The sequence below is a fragment of the endosymbiont 'TC1' of Trimyema compressum genome (genome assembly GCF_001584725.1).
Classification (GTDB): Bacteria; Bacillota; TC1; order TC1; family TC1; genus TC1.
The window spans coordinates 983,627-1,000,016 of sequence record NZ_CP014606.1 but is presented as its reverse complement, the minus strand read 5'-3'; the positions used below and the strand labels follow the sequence as shown (position 1 = coordinate 1,000,016).

Genomic DNA, 16,390 nt, shown 5'->3' with positions numbered 1-16,390 from the left:
AATTAAATTAGGAGGATAAGGAAATGCATGATATTAAAGTTCAAAAATTACTAAATAATTTAGACAAAGCATATAGTGGTCCTCTATGTACAGTTAAGGAGTGGGATACTAAAGTAGTACCAGGCGCTATACGTTCCAAATTAAAGGAGCATGGACTAGAAAAAACCTATGATCCTGAAAATCCTATTAACTGTGATGATAGTTTGGCAGATCGTTTCTTTAAAGCTGGCTGGGAGTTGACTTTGGAACTGGGAATACTTTGTGAAGATACTGAGAGAATTATTAAAATTGACGAAAGTGAGCTTTTAGAGTGTATTCGGGATTATCAAAAAGTGAATATTTTAGGAGAAGGTCAAGATCAGGTTGTTATGCATCCTAGAAAACCAGAAGATCCTATTGAACCTCTTTTATGCGTATCTTTAGGGATTGCTTGCTCAGAAGATTTGTATATGCCTTTAGTCGAGGGTATTGTTAAATACAATAAGTTAGTTGATGTCCTGCACGGGCCTACTTTAACAACGGTTTTTGGTAGAACTATTAGAGCAGGTACACCCTACGAAACATTAATGGGAGATTATGAATCAAAGCTTAAACAAGAAGCACTTTGGAGAGCGGGTAGACCTTGGAATGGCTTGTACTGGAGTTGCAGGGGCTTGTAATGGAGTTGCAGGGGCTTGTACTGAGTTTGGGCATTTAGGAGGCGCTGGCCAGACTTGCAGGAAAAGGCAATGTTACTATGTCTCTAACACCAGTTGAGCTTAAATGTACTTTCAGTAATTTCCATAGAATTATTCATGGTTTAAATAATGGGCATAAAATTAGAGCAGGAGGCTTTTCTTACATTGGTAGTTATGCAGGTCCACCAGAAGGTACTATTTTAGCTAATATTGCTACAGACTTGTTGTTACCAACTATTTTACAGGCAAGATTACACAAGTTCTTATTTCTATGATATTCAATTATTTGGTAACTGTGGTAGAAAAGCAATTTTGGCAAACAGTGTAGCAATTCAGGCAGTAAGTAGAAATACAGGGTTTATGAGAAATAAGATTGTTAATGAGACCGCTGACCATGTACTGAAATGTTCTTATATGAAGCAGCAATGGGCCTAATGAATCACTGTGTATCAGGGTGCTTCTAAAACAACACAGCATCGTTCCGCAGGTGGCCGTTATACAGACTCTATATTACGCCTTTAGAAGCGTGTTGGTGTGGAGAAACATTTAAATCTTCAGCAAGGTATGACTAGAAAACAAGCTAATGAAATTATGAAGAAAGTACTACCTAAATATGAAGAGCAATTGTTGGCACCACCCAAAAGGCAAGTCCGTTCAAGAATGCTTTGACTTAAAGAAAATGGAGCCATCACCTGAGTATAAAGCAATCTACAATAAAGTAAAAAATGAATTAATGGACTTAGGAATGCCTTTAAATAAAGTGTATGGAGAAATGGTATGCTTCCTATGTTAAATATGCAATAATAAAGAATAAGGGAGGATTTGTCAGAGGTAGAGTTAAACTAGCTTGAGCATAAATCCTCCTTTTTTCATATTTGGGAAGGGGATGACGAGAATGGAGCTTAGATTAGAGGAGTTGCTTAGTTGTAAATTTTTGTCAGAATCAAAATTTTTAACTGCCGATAAAAATAGTTATGATGCTGTAGTGAAATCTGTAGCTATAATGGATACCCTTAATGGTCATCATTATTTAAAAGGCCATGAAATGGTATTAACCTCAGGTTATTTTTAGCCCATGATATAGAACGACAAAAAACAATTATTAAGGATTTAAAAGAAAAGAATGTTGCCTGTTTGGCAATGAAACTATATTTTTTTGATGGTAAATTACCTCCTATTTTAGAGGAGGAGGCCAATCGCTATAAATTTCCCATTATTAATTTGCCAAATTATGCTGTTTATACAGAAATTGCAAATTTTATTGAATCAAATTTAATGACGAAAGAAACTAAGGAAATAAAAAATATTAGTCAAATTCAAGAAGAGATTAGTGATTCATTTATGAGCCATGGTTTTCAAGGTATGGCTGAATCTGTTTATAAGTGGACGGGATTAAAAACTATTATTACTATTAGTGACGATTACTATGCCGCTCCTTACCAGGAAGAAGCATTTCCTTATCAAGTTGGATTATGGAAAAAACCTCTCCAAGCTGGCTACTACACAACAGCTCAAGCATACTATATCAATAAGGAAAATAGGCATATTGAATGGTTTGCTTCAGAAATTCAGGTGAATTCAGATGTTTTAGGACATATAATTTTAATAAAAGATAGCAGAGTCCCTCATAGGGAAGTCTTTCAAATTCTAGATTATTGCATTCTTTTAACTAAAATAGAAATGCGAGCTAATATTAAAATTTTGGAAATTAAGAGAAAACATAAAAGAAATTATTTAAGAAAGTTTTTGTTTGAAAAAACGTCTCTTGAGAAAATGCGTAACCAGTCTTTAGGATTGAATTATTACTTATGTCCTGAAGGTCATGTTGTTTTAATTAAAGGTAAGCTTAGAGCAGAGACACTTGAGAGAGTTGTAGGGAAACATTGTGTAAAAGGTACATTAAAATAATCAAAGTTAATCAATCTGTTTCCCCTTAGAAAATATTACAGTGGAATCTATGGAGGATACTGTATTAAAAAAAGTTTTAAAAGCAGCTAATATTCCTACGGATTATCCATGTGGTGGCGGGGTCATGTCATAAATGTAAGATTTTAGTACGGTCTCTTGGCTTAGAGGCACCTTGGGAAAAGCAATTAGCCTGTAAATATAGAGTGTCGGAAGCAATAGAAGTACAGGTTTTGAAGAAAGTGAAAACATTGGATAAAAAAGTAATTTACACAAAACTAAAGAGGTTTTAAAAGACAGTGAGGCCAATGTAGTTAAAACTGTATTTTCTTTAAAGGCTTATGAAGAAAATTGAAAAAGTCTTCAAAAGCAACTTGTCAATGTTTTATAGGATCACAATTTCTATGTAACTATGGATATAGAAACTCTGAAAGCTTTGAGTAAAGTTTCTAGAGAATATGGAACTAGTGAAATTACAATTGTAACTTCTGGGGATAGGATTATTGCTTTAGAAGAGGGAAATACAGCAAATATTCTATATGGCATCGCTTTTGATATAAGGACTACCTCTGTGGTAGGTTCTTTAATTGATTTGAAAACCGGAGAATATATAGCAGTAGTTTCAAAAGAAAATCAACAAAAGGAGTTTGGCGCAGATGTAATTTCAAGAATTAGCTATACATTGGAAAATAAGCATGGACTTTCTTTACTTCAAGAAAAATTGTTAATACTATAAATGAACTTATTGAAATTTTAGAAAGTGAAAGTGGTATAAAGAAAGAATCAATTTATGAATGTACCCTTGTTGGGAATAGTACTATGAGCCGTTTGCTTTTAGGTGTTTCACCTGAGTGTTTAGCTAAGGTTCCTTATCGGGGCGTATTTAAATATCCACCTTTAGTAAGGGCAGAATCTCTCCATGTGAATATTCATCCAAAAGGCCTTTTAAGGATAGCGCCTTGTATAGCTGGACAAAAAGTAGTGGGTGGTGATACAGTAGCGGCAGTCTTAGATACCCAATTTTTAAAGAATAAAGATATTAATTTACTCGTTGATATAGGGACTAATGGGGAAATTGTCTTAGGTTCTAAAAAAGTTGGTTTTTTAACAACGTCAGCAGCGGGCCCTGCTTTTGAGGGCGCTGAAATTCTATGGGGTATGCGAGGTATTAAGGGTGCTATTGAAAAGGTATTTGTTGAGAATAATCGATTGAATGTTAGCGTTATTGGTGAAACTGCTCCTGAAGGCATCTGCGGTTCTGGGCTAGTGGATGCCATTGCCGTTATGTTAAAGGAGGGCGTGTTAAGTAAAGGCAGCTCTTTAATTAAAGCTGAAGAAGCTACTTTTTTGAAAGAAGATATTCGCAGAAGAATAACTGACCAAGGCTTTGTATTGAGTTTTCCAGAAGAAAATAAGTTAGGAGAGGCAATTTATATCAGCAAGAATGATGTAAGGCAAATGCAGTTAGCAAAAGCAGGAATATTAGCGGCGATTACTCTTTTAAAAGAGACCCTAGGTGTCAAGGGAAAAGAGATTCAATCTGTTGTTTTAGCTGGTGCTTTTGGTTCATATATTGATAAAAATAGTGCCATTACAATTGGTTTGTTTCCTAAATCTGTTAAAGCAGAACAAATAAAGATTGCTGGTAATTCTGCTGGTTTAGGGGCTAGAAAACTTCTTTTTACAGAAGGGGTTTTGGAAGGAGAAAAAAATTGCCAAAAAAATAAATTTCTTAGATATTGCAATGAAAAAAGACTTTCAAGAAGTTTTTATGAGGGCAATTCAATTTCCTTAAAATGAGGAGGAGCATGATTAAACTCTATCTTTTTAGTGGTTTTTTAGGATCTGGAAAAACTACTTTAGTAACGACATTGGCAAAAAAATGGTAATGGAAGAACATAAAAAATAATGTTAATTGTTAATGATGTTGGGGATGTTGGCATTGATGGAAGCTTAATGAGATAACTGGATACAGATGTTTATGAAATTTTTTGGGGCTGTATTTGTGGACAAATGGGTAATTTAAATTCCCTTACTGAAAGTTGTTGGCACAAAATACGATGTTCAAGATATTCTTCTAGAGGTATCAGGCATTGCCCGACCTGAAAAGTTTTTGCAAGATATTTTAAAATTTGCACCAGAAGGTATGGATTTAAAAATAATAACATTAATTGATGTAACTCGATGGTTTATTTTAAAACAAGTAATTGGCGAACTTTTGTTCAATCAGATAAAAACAGGAGACTTGTTAATTATGAATAAAATTGATTCAGCATCTGAACAAGAAGTTCAGAATATAATAAATGATATTCAAGCTGATTTTCCTGACAAAAAAGTTATTAAAATGGCTACTGATAAGGAAGAATCAATTATGGCTCATTATGAGGAGGTTCTCAATGGATAGCGAAGCAGCGTTAACCGCTTATGCAGCATCGGTTACTATTTCTTTGGAAAAACCATTGAATGCTAATGGCTGGAAAGCCTTTGTAGAAGAGGTTTTTAATGGAATTGTGCAAGAGACTACAGCATCAGGTGAAGCAGTTATAAAGGTGATTTAAATGGTGAAAAAGCTATTGCAAAACTAGACTATAATGTGTTATTATATGGATTGTCGATTGAAAAAGTTGGCAGGCTTGCTTCTGAAATACTAAAAAATCTGGGGATCAGAGAGCTTTAGAAAAACTGGAAGTAATGCCGTTAAATAAAAATAAAAAGGAATGATAATATTTTTAAAAAGCCATTGACATTTAATTGCATTATGATATAATTATTCTTGCGTTCAGGTTCGGGGCGTAGCGCAGTTTGGTAGCGTATCTGGTTTGGGACCAGAGGGTCGGGGGTTCAAATCCCTCCGCCCCGACCAGTAATTTTTATTAAATTAATATTCTAGATGGCCCGTTGGTCAAGCGGTTAAGACACCGCCCTTTCACGGCGGTATCAGGGGTTCGATTCCCCTACGGGTCACCAACATCTAGGCCCCGTGGTGTAGCGGTTATCACGCCTGCCTGTCACGCAGGAGATCGTCGGTTCAAATCCGATCGGGGTCGCCATGTAAGCTGGTGTAGCTCAATTGGCAGAGCAGCTGATTTGTAATCAGCAGGTTGCGGGTTCAAGTCCCATCACCAGCTCCATTTATTTGGGGAGATTCCCGAGAGGCTAAAGGGGGCAGACTGTAAATCTGCTGTCGACGACTTCGCAGGTTCGAATCCTGCTCTCCCCACCAAACGCTGGGGTATGGCCAAGTGGTAAGGCACCGGTTTTTGGTTCCGGCATGCGTTGGTTCGAATCCAGCTACCCCAGCCATATTTTAAAACAAACATCTATAAAGAAAAGTATTAAACTTTTTTATGGAAGGTGAAAATGACTCAAAACCGATTAAAGAACCAGGCGATAAAAGCTAGAAATTTTTTTATTAAAATTCTAAATGGTATGGCGTATGGTTTATTTGCTACTCTAGTAACAGGTTTAATTCTTAAACAACTGGCTCTATTATTTAGTTTGCCAATATTAAATGAAATAGGTATGGTTGCTGGTTTATTCTTAGGATCAGCTATTGGTGTAGGTGTAGCTTACGAATTAAAAGCACCGCCACTTGTCCTTTACAGTTCTATTGTTACAGAAGCCTTTGGAGCTGGGGCTGTAGTTATCGACAGCGGTGTGCGCAAAAAAACACGGCTATATTAAAATCCAATGAGCCTGTAGGTGCTATTGTAGCAGCTACAGTGGGTATCCTAATAGGTCGTCTAGTAAATGGAAAAACTAAATTAGATTTAATTGTAGTACCTTTTGTAACAATTTTAACGGGAGCATTAACCGCTTATTTAATAGCGCCTCCTATTGGTGCTTTTATGACATTTTTAGGTAGCTGTATTAATGGAGCAGCTGAACTTCAACCTATTCCTACTGGTATCCTTTTAGCAGTTATTATGGGGATTATTATGGTTTTACCAACCAGTAGTGCAGCATTATCAATTGCTTTAGGAATTAATGGTCTTGCTGCAGGCGCTGCCTTAACAGGTTGTTGCTGTTCAAATGATGGGTTTTGCAATTTTAGGCTACAGAGACAATGGTATTTCAAGTTTTATGACTCATGGTATTGGCACGCCTAAATTACAGATGGGTAATATTCTTAAAAAGACAATTATTTGGTTGCCTAATTTAATTTTAGATGGTATTTTAGGCCCTATTTCTATTCTGGTTTTTAAAATGGAAACTAGTTCTATTGGAGCAGGCATGGGAAGCAGTGGTTTAGTTGGTCAAATTGGCCACTATTGATGTAATGGGGTGGGTGGAATCCATACCTAAAATCTTAGCAATTCAGTTTCTTATACCATTGTTACTAATTGGTCTTGTAGGTTTTCTTTTTAGAAAAAAGGCTGGATAAAAGATGGAGATTTAAAATTAGAGGAATAAATAGTATCACATTTATATTATTTAATAAAACGAGGATAATAAATTGTATTATCCTCGTTTTATTTATTATTAAATACACACAAAGCTAATTTTTATCAGCTGCATAAGGGGTTTAATGGTTAGAGCCCCATTGTAAAAGAGCATAAAATTTGGTAGAATGTAACAATTAGGAGGTAGGTAGATTTGAAACAATATAATCCAAATGAAATTGAAAAAAAATGGCAGAATATCTGGGAAGAAAAAGGCGTTTTTCAGGCTGAGGATCAGAGTGATAAACCAAAGCTTTACCCTTTGGTTGAGTTTCCATATCCTTCTGGTAAAGGCCTTCATGTAGGTCATCCAAGACCTTATACGGCCTTGGATATTGTGGCGAGAAAAAGAAGATTACAGGACTATAATGTGCTGTTTCCAATGGGCTGGGATGCCTTTGGGCTACCTACAGAGAACTTTGCAATTCAAAATAAAATGCATCCAAGAGAAGTGACAATTCAAAATATTGCTCGTTTTAAAAAACAATTGCAAGCTTTAGGATTTTCTTTTGACTGGTCGAAGGAAATAGATACAACAGATCCAGAGTACTATAAATGGACACAATGGATTTTTATTCAAATGTTTAAAAAAGGCTTAGCCTATAAAAAAGAATTTCCAATTAACTGGTGCCCCAATTGTAAAGTTGGTTTAGCCAATGAAGAAGTTGTCAATGGAGGATGTGAGCGCTGTGGCAATGAAGTTGTCAAGAAAATTAAAAATCAATGGATGCTTAAAATAACAGCTTATGCAGATCGTTTAATTGATGATTTAGATGATGTTGACTATATTGAGCGTGTAAAAACACAACAAAAAAATTGGATTGGTCGTTCCTATGGTTGTGAAGTTGATTTTAAAATTGAGGGTACTGATGAATCCTTGAAAGTATTTACAATGAGAGCAGATACATTATTTGGTGCAACCTATATGGTTATTGCTCCTGAGCATTCAATTATTAATACTCTTAAAGATAAAATTAAAAATGGAACAGCCTTAGATAACTATAAGGAGGCGGCAGCTAAAAAATCTGATATTGAAAGAACTGAGTTAGATAAAGAAAAGACTGGGGTAGAAATTGAAGGGATAAGAGCAATTAATCCTGTTACTGGAAAATCCATTCCAATTTTTATTTCAGATTATGTTTTAAGTGGTTATGGAACAGGGGCTATAATGGCTGTGCCTGCCCATGATACGAGAGACTATGCATTTGCTAAAGCTTTTGATTTACCTATTATTGAAGTTGTTTCTGGTGGCGATATTGGTAAGGAAGCCTATACTGATAATGAAAAAGGCCTGTTAGTTAATTCAGATTTCCTTGATGGCTTAACTGTTCCAGTAGCAATTGAAAGAATGAGTGAGTTTTTAGAAGGTAAAGGTATTGGGAAGAAAACTACTAATTATAAATTAAGAGACTGGGTATTTTCAAGACAGCGTTATTGGGGGGAACCAATTCCTTTAGTTTATTGTGAAAAATGTGGTTGGGTTCCTGCGCCAGAAGAATCTTTGCCTGTTGAGTTACCAGAAGTTGAAACTTATGAACCTACTGATAATGGAGAATCACCGTTAGCCTTAATGGATGATTGGGTGAATACTGCCTGTCCGATTTGTGGAGGAGTAGCTAAGAGAGAAACTGATACAATGCCTCAGTGGGCTGGATCTTCTTGGTATTTTATCCGTTATATTGATTCTCAAAATAAAGAAGCTATGGCTAGTGAAGAAAAAATTGAATACTGGCTACCTGTAGATTGGTATAATGGGGGAATGGAGCATACTACCCTTCATCTTCTTTACTCAAGGTTCTGGCATAAGTTTCTTTATGATATTGGCGTAGTTAACACAAAAGAACCTTATCAAAAAAGAACGTCGCATGGTATGATTTTAGGTGAGAACAATGAGAAGATGTCAAAATCCAGAGGCAATGTAATTAATCCAGATGATATTGTCAATGAATTTGGAGCAGATACTTTACGCATGTATGAAATGTTTATTGGAGATTTTGAAAAAAGTGTGCCTTGGTCCCAAAATGGGGTTAAAGGTTGTAGACGTTTCTTAGATCGAGTTTGGAAAATGGCTTCTAATTTAACTGAGGGAGAAACTTATTCTAAGGAAATGGAAGTTAAAATCAATCAAACGATTAAGAAGGTTAGTGAAGATTTTGAAACATTGAAATTCAATACAGGTATTTCTGCATTAATGGAATTAACCAATGAATTTCTACATAGAGGAACTATTAATAGAAAGGAAATGGAGACATTTTTAATTTTACTCAATCCAGTAGCCCCTCATATTACAGAGGAGTTATGGGTAGAGTTGGGGTATCCTGCCATGTTAAATCAACAACAATGGCCAACATTTGATGAGTCAAAGACTCTGGAGGATGAAGTGCAATTACCAATTCAAATTAATGGTAAATTGAGAAGTACTATTTCAATTAATAGAAATAGTACTGTGGAAGAAGCAAAGGAAATTGCTTTTAAAGAGGAAGGTGTTTTACGCCATCTTGAAGGGAAGACCATTGTTAAGGAAATTTATATTCCTGGCAAGATTTTCAACTTGGTTGTAAAATAAAAGGTGACTAATTATGGACTATAGTAAATTTGTATCTGAGGGCGTTAAGTCCTTAAAGCCCTCTGGTATTAGGAAGTACTTTGAAAATGCTGAGGGGGTTATTTCATTAGGGGTCGGTGAGCCGGATTTTGCTACTCCTAAGGCTATCAGTGATGCTGCAGTGCAATCTATTTTCAATGAAGAAACCTATTATACTAGTAATTGGGGATTAGAATCATTACGTGAAGCAATTAATGAATATTTAAATAAGCGCTTTAATCTATTCTATAATCCCGAAAATGAAATATTAGTAACTACAGGGACAAGTGAAGCTTTAGATTTAGCTTTGAGAACTCTTGTAAATCCTGGTGATGATGTTTTAATTCCGAAACCAAGTTATGTTGCTTATGAACCTGAAGTTATATTAGCTGGTGGTAAACCTGTATTAGTTAATTTAACAGCTGAAAACAAGTTTAAATTGAGAAAAGAAGATATTCTTAATCATTTAACTGACAAAACAAAAGTATTGCTAATGCCTTACCCAATGAATCCAACAGGGGCTATTATGACAAAAGAAGAAATGATGGAAATTAGTGAAGTCGTTAAAGAGCATGATTTATTTGTAATTTCAGATGAATTATATGGTGAGCTAACTTATAATGGTAAAAAACATGCAAGCTTTGCTTCTTTGCCAAATATGAGAGAACGTACTCTTGTTATTAATGGTGTATCAAAAGCTTTTGCTATGACTGGTTGGAGATTGGGTTATGTTTGTGGTCCTTCAGAGGTAATGACTCAATTGGTTAAGATTCATCAATTTACAATGCTCTGTGCGCCAATTATGGCTCAAGTTGCAGCGGAACATGCTCTAAGATTCGGTGTTCCTGCTATGGAAGAAATGGTTAAAATTTATGATAAGAGAAGACGTTTTATTGTTGATAGATTCAATGAAATTGGCCTAACTTGCTTTGAACCTGAGGGTGCATTTTATGCATTCCCAAGTGTTGAGAGTACAGGACTTGATGGGGAACAGTTTGCTGATAGACTCCTTGCTGAAGAGGAAGTTGCTGTTGTTCCAGGTATTGCCTTTGGTGAAAATGGGAAATATTTCTTAAGAATTTGCTATGCTTATTCTATTGAAGAAATAGAAGAAGCTTTAGTCAGAATTGAACGTTTTGTTAAAAAATTACAGGAGCAGTTATGATCAATACCTATTTAGAATTTTTAGAATCAATGTTAGGGAAAGGAATTGTTGCATTGCCAAAAGTTCTTTTCACTAAATTTCGTGAGTTGAATTTAACTATGGATGAATGTTTTTTGTTAATGGAACTTTGGTATTTTAAGTACGGGGAAGACAATGAGTCTCCTGCTGAAGATCTTTTGTGTAAAACTATGGGTATTGATGAGGGTCAATTGTTCTTATTATTATCTAATGTAATTCAAAAAGGAATGGTTACTCACGAAGAAAACAATGGTTCTATTAGCTATTCATTAACCCCTTTACTTGAAAAATTATTTGAGCTATGGAGCAAAGAAGAAAAAGCAGATAAACAACATAATATAGAAGAAAAAAAAGAAGTTGTTGCTGATGAAGCCATTATTAGCCAAGGCAATATGTATCAGTTATTTGAAGGGGAGTTTGGCAGAATTCTTTCTCCTATTGAAATTGATAATATTCAGGAGTGGTTACATGAAAAAATGTATTCGGAATCAATGATTAAAGAAGCTTTAACTGAAGCTGTTCTCATAGGTAAATTGAATTTCAAATACATAGACAGAATTCTTTTAGACTGGGAGAAAAAAGGAGTTAATTCAGCATATGAAAATGAAGCTGTAAAAAAAAACAAGACTGAAGTTAAAAATAAAAAAACTAAGAAGAAGTCTACGAATAAGAGTAAATACGATGATGTTTATTTAAATTAGAAACAGGGAGATTATTTTGGATAATAGTGTAAAAAAGCAATTAGATGCTTTGCTTAGTAAGTTAACAATTTCAGATGAGAAGACTTATGTTTGCGAAAAATGCAAGGATACTGGTTATTCTGTTGTTGATGGCAAAGCATTTCCATGTACCTGTGATAGTTATAAAAGGGAAGTTAGGCTGCCTAAAAAGCTAGATGGTGTTTCTTTAGATGATTTTAAAATTAAGTATTACCCTAATAAAGTCATTGATGCTACAGTTAGTGGTGAAACCTATGAGGATAAAGCAGCAAAAGTATTAGTAGCTTGTGAGTCCTTTGTAGTAGAAATTATGGAGGGTAAAAAAAACCTTAAAGGTTTATTTATTACTGGACCAGTCGGTTCAGGAAAAACCTTTATTTCCGCTTGTATTTATAATGAGCTGAAGAATCAAGGGAGAGATGTTGTTTTTTATGTAGTTCCGGAATTACTGGGAAAAAGTAAGGAAGCGATGTTTGATGATAGCCGTAAGGATAATTTTATGGATGGTGTTAAAAATGCTTCTGTTTTAATTTTAGATGATTTAGGTGCTCATAATTATACAGCTTGGACGACGAATCAACTTTATTTGTTATTAAATTACAGACTTAATCATATGCTTCCTACTGTGATTACAACAAATTTAGACTTTAATGATATTGAAATGTATCTAGATGAGAGAATCGCATCTAGAATTTTAGAGCTATGTAAAGTCTATAATTTAAAAACAGATAAAGATATTCGCTATAAAAAGTTAAAGGAAAAATAGGGATTTATTGACAGGGTAAGTAAAATGTCCTATAATTAATTATAGTTGAATTGAATATGAGCTTCATCGAAGTAGAGGTCGCAAGGACCATTAGTACTATTCCAGAGATGGAAGCAAAGAAGGAATAGAAAAGGGGAACTTGCCGAAGTCAAATAAGCCCGAGCTTATTAGGCTGGTTATGAGTTTAATAGATTTATAACTGTCACAGGAATGTGGAGTGCTAACTCAGATGAGCATTTTAGTTAAGGTTTAATAGGTCGTAAGCAAAATGCTTATGACCTTATTTTTATATTAAAATTGAGGAGTATGAATATGAAAGTATGTGTTTGCGGTGCGTGTGGTAAAATGGGCAGTGAAGTAGTCAGAACCCTTAAAAAAGAAAATGATATGGTTCTTGCGGGAGCTGTTGATGCTTTTCATGTAGGCGAATCTATTGGTGATATTGCTGGAACAGATGATGCTATTGTAGTATCAGATAATTTAAAAAAAGTATTGGAAGAGTCAAAGCCAGATGTAATGGTTGAATTGACATCGCCAAAAAGTGTTTATAATAATGCTAAGACTGCTTTAGAATGTGGTGTACCTGTTGTTATTGGCGCTACTGGCCTAACAACTGAACAAGTAGCAACATTAGGGAAAATAGCTGCTGAAAAAGGTATTGGTGTTCTTTGGGCAACTAATTTTGCTATTGGCGCAATCTTAATGATGGAGTTTGCTGCTAAAGCTGCTAAATACTTTAAAAATGTAGAAATTATTGAATATCATCATGATAATAAATTAGATGCTCCTTCTGGAACTTCTTTAACAACTGCTGGTTTAATAGAAAAAGTTAGAGAAAGCCATAAGCAGGGTAATCCAGAAGAAAAAGAGCTTATTCCTGGTGCTAGAGGTGCCGAGGTAGATGGCTTTAGAATTCACAGTGTTAGACTACCAGGTTTTATAGCCCATCAAGAAGTGATTTTTGGGGATATCGGTCAAGTTCTTACAATTCGTCATGATAGTATGAGTAGAGAATCATTTATGCCTGGTGTTATGATGGCATGTAGAAATTTAATTGGTAAAAAAGGCTTTATTGAAGGCTTAGACAAACTAATATAAGAGATAGGAGAAAGGATTAAAAATGAGACAGTATAACATAGCTATAGTAGGGACTGGAGCAGTTGGCTCTACTTTACTTCAAATATTAGAGGAGAGAAACTTTCCTATTGGTAGCTTAAAATTATTAGCTACCGAGCGTTCAGCAGGTCAAAAAATGACTTATAAAGGGGAAAAATATACAATTGAGGCGACTACAATAGATGCTTTTGATGGCGTGGATATTGCTTTTTTTGCAGGTGGCAAGGCCAGTGAATTGTATGCTAGAGAAGCAGTAAAAAAAGGTGTAATTGTTATTGATAATGGTAGCTTTTTCCGTTTAGATGATGATGTGCCACTAATTGTACCAGAAGTGAATCCTGAAGCCATTCGCAATCATAATGGTATTATTACTAACCCTAACTGTTCAACTATTCAAATGTGTGTGGCATTAAAACCATTCTATAATAAGTCAAGAATTAAAAGAATAATTGTTTCTACTTATCAAGCAGTAAGTGGTGCAGGTCAAGAGGCTATGGACGAATTAGTTGAACAAACTAGAGAAGTACTTGCAGGAGAAAGTCCAACTGTTGAAATGTTTCAACATCAGATTGCTTTTAACTTAATTCCTCATATTGATATTTTCATGAACAATGAATATACAAAAGAAGAAATGAAAATGACTTTGGAAACACAAAAAATATTTAATGACTATGATATGAAAATATCAGCTACAGCTGTAAGAGTACCTATTTTAAGAAGCCACTCTGAATCAGTAACTATAGAAACTGAAAATAAAATTACAAGAGATGAAGCGTTAGAATTATTATCGGATGAAAAAGGCATTGTACTCCAATATGATCCTCAAAATAACATCTATCCTATGCCTTATTTTACTTCTGATACAGATGAGGTCTATGTAGGTCGAGTGAGAGAAGATTTAGCTTTTGATAATGGCATTAGCTTTTTTGTAGTAGCTGATCAATTAAGAAAAGGTGCTGCAACTAATGCTGTGCAAATTGCAGAACTGCTTCTTGAAGAAGAATTAGTTTAGGAGGAGAAAATCATGTTTGGAAAAGTTATGACGGCAATGGTTACACCGTTTAGAGGAGACCAAGTTAACTATAAAGAGGCTCAACGACTTGCGCAATTTCTAGAAAAAAATGGTAGTGATTCTATTTTGCTTTGTGGTAGCACAGGTGAAAATCCTACTATGTCAAAAGAGGAAAAAATTGAACTTATTAAAGCTGTTAAAGATGTGATTTCTGTTCCTATTATGGTGGGAACAGGCTCATTTAACACAAGAGGGTCTATGAGCTTTACAAAAGAAGTTCATGATTTAGGTATTGATGGTTTTCTTTTAGTTACCCCTTACTACAATAAGCCAAATCAAAGAGGTATTTTTGAACACTTTAAAGCAGTTGCAAGTGTAACAGATAAGCCTATTATGCTTTATAATATTCCAGGTAGAAGTGTTAAGGAAATTGAAGTGGATACTATTACTGCTTTAAGTAAAATACCTAATATTAGCTCTTTAAAAGCAGCCTGTGGAAATTTAGAAAAAATCAGTTTAACTAGAAGAAATACTGATAATAATTTCTTAATCTATAGTGGTGATGATGGCTTAACATTACCAATTCTTTCAATAGGTGGTTGCGGTATTGTCAGTGTTGCTTCTCATATTATTGGAAAAGAAATTAATGAAATGGTTACATCATTTTTAGCTGGTAATCAAGACAGGGCTAGAGAGCTACATTTAGAATATTTTGATGCATTTAAGGATTTGTTTTGTGATAGTAATCCTGTGCCAGTGAAGTATGCACTTTCAAGAATGGGATTTGATACCGAAGAAGTTCGCTTACCATTAGTACCATTGGATTTACAAGGTAAGAAAATAGTGGATACTCTCTTAAAAAACATAATTTAGTTTAGATTTTAATATATACAAAAAGCCTAGCTTGATAAATCCCAGCTAGGCTTTTTTGGCTATTTAAGAACTAAATAGCAGTATAATTCGCCTTACTTCAACAAGTAATATTTTAGTAATAATTATAAACATTAAAAGATAAGATCCGTATTGAAAAATTTGGAAATCAGTGCTATGAGACCAATAATGAATGCAAGTGCACCTAATCCGCACAAGATTAGAAATAGAGTGCCTTGGGTAGGAAAGCCAGTAAGCGTACCAATGGCGTCTCTAGTTCCAGAAATTATAGACAGCGCTAAACCTAAGAAGAATAAAATAATAAAAGTGTGTTCCCGAAGAACTTCTATATTAAGATTTTTTAAAATGTATATAAAATAAATAATGGATCCCAGTATTAAAAGTGTTGATATTATTTTTAGATGGATTCCTAAATATGAATTAAACATAATCTAAATTCTTTCTAATTTAATTGATAATATAATTGAATAAACTGCTCAATATGATTTTTTAAATTTTCTTGTGCTTCGCTTTTTAAAAGAAAACCCTTTTCACAGTTTATTATGAGCATATATATTGGTGAGAAAAATTGGAGGGCTACTATACTAGGGTTACTCTGATGAATAATTTTATTTTTAACCAGTTCTTTAAAAATAATTGTTTGGTATTTAATTGGTTCTAAATAATAACGTTTAAACAATAAATTAGCTGCTTCCTTATTTTGGAATTGCTCAATTGTTAATAAATGTCGAAATTTCTTTTCTTTTTCATTGTCTAAAAAATATTCAAATAGGCCTTCGCTAATCTTAAATAATTCTTCAGGTGTAACACCTTTGTAGAAGTCAATTGCTTTTTATTGTTTTGAGGAATATTAAACCTAATTTCCTTATCTTTATAACTTTTATCCATCATTGTAATAATACCTTCTAAAATAGCTTGTTTGCTTCTAAAATGTTTATAGATTGAACTTGCTTTGATGCCTACTCTTTGAGCAATTGTTTCTACGGAGACTCCCTGGTATCAATGGATTGAGAAAAGAGTTAGGGATTCATCTAATATTTTTTCAGCTGTTGATAGTTTTAATTTACTATTCATTTTCCATTTAACCTCCTAGGC

At 34.3% G+C, this 16,390-nt stretch carries 20 protein-coding genes, 6 tRNA genes, 2 pseudogenes and 1 riboswitch; of the genes and pseudogenes, 26 read left to right on the top strand and 2 right to left on the bottom strand.

The window, feature by feature from the left end; translation table 11 throughout:
* The first annotated feature begins 23 nt into the window (after nucleotides 1–23).
* The 26 genes and pseudogenes from AZF37_RS06230 to dapA all read left to right on the top strand — a co-directional run bounded on the left by AZF37_RS06230 (nucleotide 24) and on the right by dapA (nucleotide 15,277).
* Nucleotides 24–659 (top strand): monomethylamine:corrinoid methyltransferase, encoded by a 636-nt coding sequence (locus AZF37_RS06230; protein ID WP_088370042.1) that lies wholly within the window; start codon nucleotides 24–26, stop codon nucleotides 657–659.
* Between the two features lie 77 nt (nucleotides 660–736).
* The gene (locus AZF37_RS06225; protein ID WP_088370041.1) at nucleotides 737–952 is read left to right on the top strand and encodes a hypothetical protein; all 216 of its coding nucleotides are present in this window, start codon (nucleotides 737–739) and stop codon (nucleotides 950–952) included.
* A gap of 259 nt (nucleotides 953–1,211) precedes the next feature.
* Nucleotides 1,212–1,346, top strand: coding sequence for a hypothetical protein (locus AZF37_RS12350; RefSeq protein ID WP_281178837.1), 135 nt, complete (start codon nucleotides 1,212–1,214; stop codon nucleotides 1,344–1,346).
* Complete coding sequence (locus tag AZF37_RS13345; RefSeq protein WP_162473947.1) at nucleotides 1,291–1,470, top strand: monomethylamine:corrinoid methyltransferase; 180 nt, start codon at nucleotides 1,291–1,293, stop codon at nucleotides 1,468–1,470. Before AZF37_RS12350 ends, AZF37_RS13345 begins: the two co-directional genes overlap by 56 nt.
* Before the next feature lie 102 nt (nucleotides 1,471–1,572).
* Nucleotides 1,573–1,749 (top strand): hypothetical protein, encoded by a 177-nt coding sequence (locus AZF37_RS10535; RefSeq protein WP_162473946.1) that lies wholly within the window; start codon nucleotides 1,573–1,575, stop codon nucleotides 1,747–1,749.
* Nucleotides 1,728–2,585 (top strand): PucR family transcriptional regulator ligand-binding domain-containing protein, encoded by an 858-nt coding sequence (locus tag AZF37_RS06220; RefSeq protein ID WP_483855413.1) that lies wholly within the window; start codon nucleotides 1,728–1,730, stop codon nucleotides 2,583–2,585. The genes AZF37_RS10535 and AZF37_RS06220 overlap by 22 nt, the downstream gene beginning before the upstream one ends.
* Before the next feature lie 409 nt (nucleotides 2,586–2,994).
* Nucleotides 2,995–3,545 (top strand): annotated as a pseudogene (locus AZF37_RS13340) (ASKHA domain-containing protein); the annotation flags it as partial.
* An 18-nt stretch (nucleotides 3,546–3,563) separates the two neighbouring features.
* Nucleotides 3,564–4,382 (top strand): ASKHA domain-containing protein, encoded by an 819-nt coding sequence (locus tag AZF37_RS06210; protein ID WP_425425465.1) that lies wholly within the window; start codon nucleotides 3,564–3,566, stop codon nucleotides 4,380–4,382.
* Nucleotides 4,383–4,608: 226 nt separating this feature from the next.
* A complete protein-coding gene (locus AZF37_RS06205) occupies nucleotides 4,609–4,986 on the top strand; it encodes a GTP-binding protein (protein ID WP_088370037.1) in 378 nt (125 codons plus the stop codon).
* A complete protein-coding gene (locus AZF37_RS10525) occupies nucleotides 4,979–5,140 on the top strand; it encodes a hypothetical protein (RefSeq protein ID WP_162473943.1) in 162 nt (53 codons plus the stop codon). The genes AZF37_RS06205 and AZF37_RS10525 overlap by 8 nt, the downstream gene beginning before the upstream one ends.
* Nucleotides 5,141–5,368: 228 nt before the next feature.
* Nucleotides 5,369–5,445, top strand: a tRNA-Pro gene (locus AZF37_RS06200).
* Between the two features lie 29 nt (nucleotides 5,446–5,474).
* A tRNA-Glu gene (locus AZF37_RS06195) sits at nucleotides 5,475–5,549 on the top strand.
* A gap of 7 nt (nucleotides 5,550–5,556) precedes the next feature.
* A tRNA-Asp gene (locus tag AZF37_RS06190) sits at nucleotides 5,557–5,632 on the top strand.
* A gap of 5 nt (nucleotides 5,633–5,637) precedes the next feature.
* Nucleotides 5,638–5,713: transfer RNA gene (locus AZF37_RS06185), tRNA-Thr, on the top strand.
* 7 nt (nucleotides 5,714–5,720) lie between these two features.
* Nucleotides 5,721–5,805 (top strand) — tRNA-Tyr (locus AZF37_RS06180).
* A gap of 5 nt (nucleotides 5,806–5,810) precedes the next feature.
* A tRNA-Gln gene (locus tag AZF37_RS06175) sits at nucleotides 5,811–5,885 on the top strand.
* Between the two features lie 126 nt (nucleotides 5,886–6,011).
* Entirely contained in the window at nucleotides 6,012–6,266 is a 255-nt protein-coding gene (locus AZF37_RS11730) for a PTS sugar transporter subunit IIC (protein ID WP_245611916.1), read from the top strand.
* Between the two features lie 38 nt (nucleotides 6,267–6,304).
* Complete coding sequence (locus AZF37_RS11725; RefSeq protein WP_245611915.1) at nucleotides 6,305–6,691, top strand: PTS sugar transporter subunit IIC; 387 nt, start codon at nucleotides 6,305–6,307, stop codon at nucleotides 6,689–6,691.
* Entirely contained in the window at nucleotides 6,666–6,857 is a 192-nt protein-coding gene (locus AZF37_RS11720) for a PTS sugar transporter subunit IIC (protein WP_425425420.1), read from the top strand. Before AZF37_RS11725 ends, AZF37_RS11720 begins: the two co-directional genes overlap by 26 nt.
* Nucleotides 6,858–7,178: 321 nt before the next feature.
* Entirely contained in the window at nucleotides 7,179–9,590 is a 2,412-nt protein-coding gene (gene leuS, locus AZF37_RS06165) for a leucine--tRNA ligase (RefSeq protein WP_088370036.1), read from the top strand.
* A 13-nt stretch (nucleotides 9,591–9,603) separates the two neighbouring features.
* The gene (locus AZF37_RS06160; RefSeq protein WP_088370035.1) at nucleotides 9,604–10,773 is read left to right on the top strand and encodes an aminotransferase class I/II-fold pyridoxal phosphate-dependent enzyme; all 1,170 of its coding nucleotides are present in this window, start codon (nucleotides 9,604–9,606) and stop codon (nucleotides 10,771–10,773) included.
* Nucleotides 10,770–11,492: a DnaD domain-containing protein gene (locus tag AZF37_RS06155; protein WP_088370034.1), complete on the top strand. Its 723-nt coding sequence runs from the start codon at nucleotides 10,770–10,772 to the stop codon at nucleotides 11,490–11,492. The genes AZF37_RS06160 and AZF37_RS06155 overlap by 4 nt, the downstream gene beginning before the upstream one ends.
* Before the next feature lie 16 nt (nucleotides 11,493–11,508).
* Complete coding sequence (locus tag AZF37_RS06150; protein WP_088370033.1) at nucleotides 11,509–12,276, top strand: ATP-binding protein; 768 nt, start codon at nucleotides 11,509–11,511, stop codon at nucleotides 12,274–12,276.
* A gap of 64 nt (nucleotides 12,277–12,340) precedes the next feature.
* A riboswitch (Lysine riboswitch) is annotated at nucleotides 12,341–12,507 on the top strand.
* A gap of 81 nt (nucleotides 12,508–12,588) precedes the next feature.
* On the top strand, nucleotides 12,589–13,374 hold the full coding sequence (gene dapB / locus AZF37_RS06145) for a 4-hydroxy-tetrahydrodipicolinate reductase (RefSeq protein WP_342668630.1): 786 nt from the start codon (nucleotides 12,589–12,591) through the stop codon (nucleotides 13,372–13,374).
* Between the two features lie 22 nt (nucleotides 13,375–13,396).
* Nucleotides 13,397–14,404, top strand: coding sequence for an aspartate-semialdehyde dehydrogenase (locus tag AZF37_RS06140; RefSeq protein WP_088370031.1), 1,008 nt, complete (start codon nucleotides 13,397–13,399; stop codon nucleotides 14,402–14,404).
* Between the two features lie 12 nt (nucleotides 14,405–14,416).
* On the top strand, nucleotides 14,417–15,277 hold the full coding sequence (gene dapA, locus AZF37_RS06135) for a 4-hydroxy-tetrahydrodipicolinate synthase (RefSeq protein WP_088370030.1): 861 nt from the start codon (nucleotides 14,417–14,419) through the stop codon (nucleotides 15,275–15,277).
* Nucleotides 15,278–16,048: 771 nt separating this feature from the next.
* On the opposite strand, the gene AZF37_RS11715 is transcribed toward dapA, so the two are convergent.
* Nucleotides 16,049–16,186 carry a hypothetical protein gene (locus AZF37_RS11715; protein WP_245611914.1) on the bottom strand — a complete coding sequence of 46 codons (138 nt, stop codon included), beginning with the start codon at nucleotides 16,184–16,186 and terminating at the stop codon, nucleotides 16,049–16,051.
* Nucleotides 16,187–16,210: 24 nt separating this feature from the next.
* A pseudogene (locus AZF37_RS13330) lies at nucleotides 16,211–16,282 on the bottom strand (TetR family transcriptional regulator); the annotation flags it as partial.
* Nucleotides 16,283–16,390: the final 108 nt, after the last annotated feature.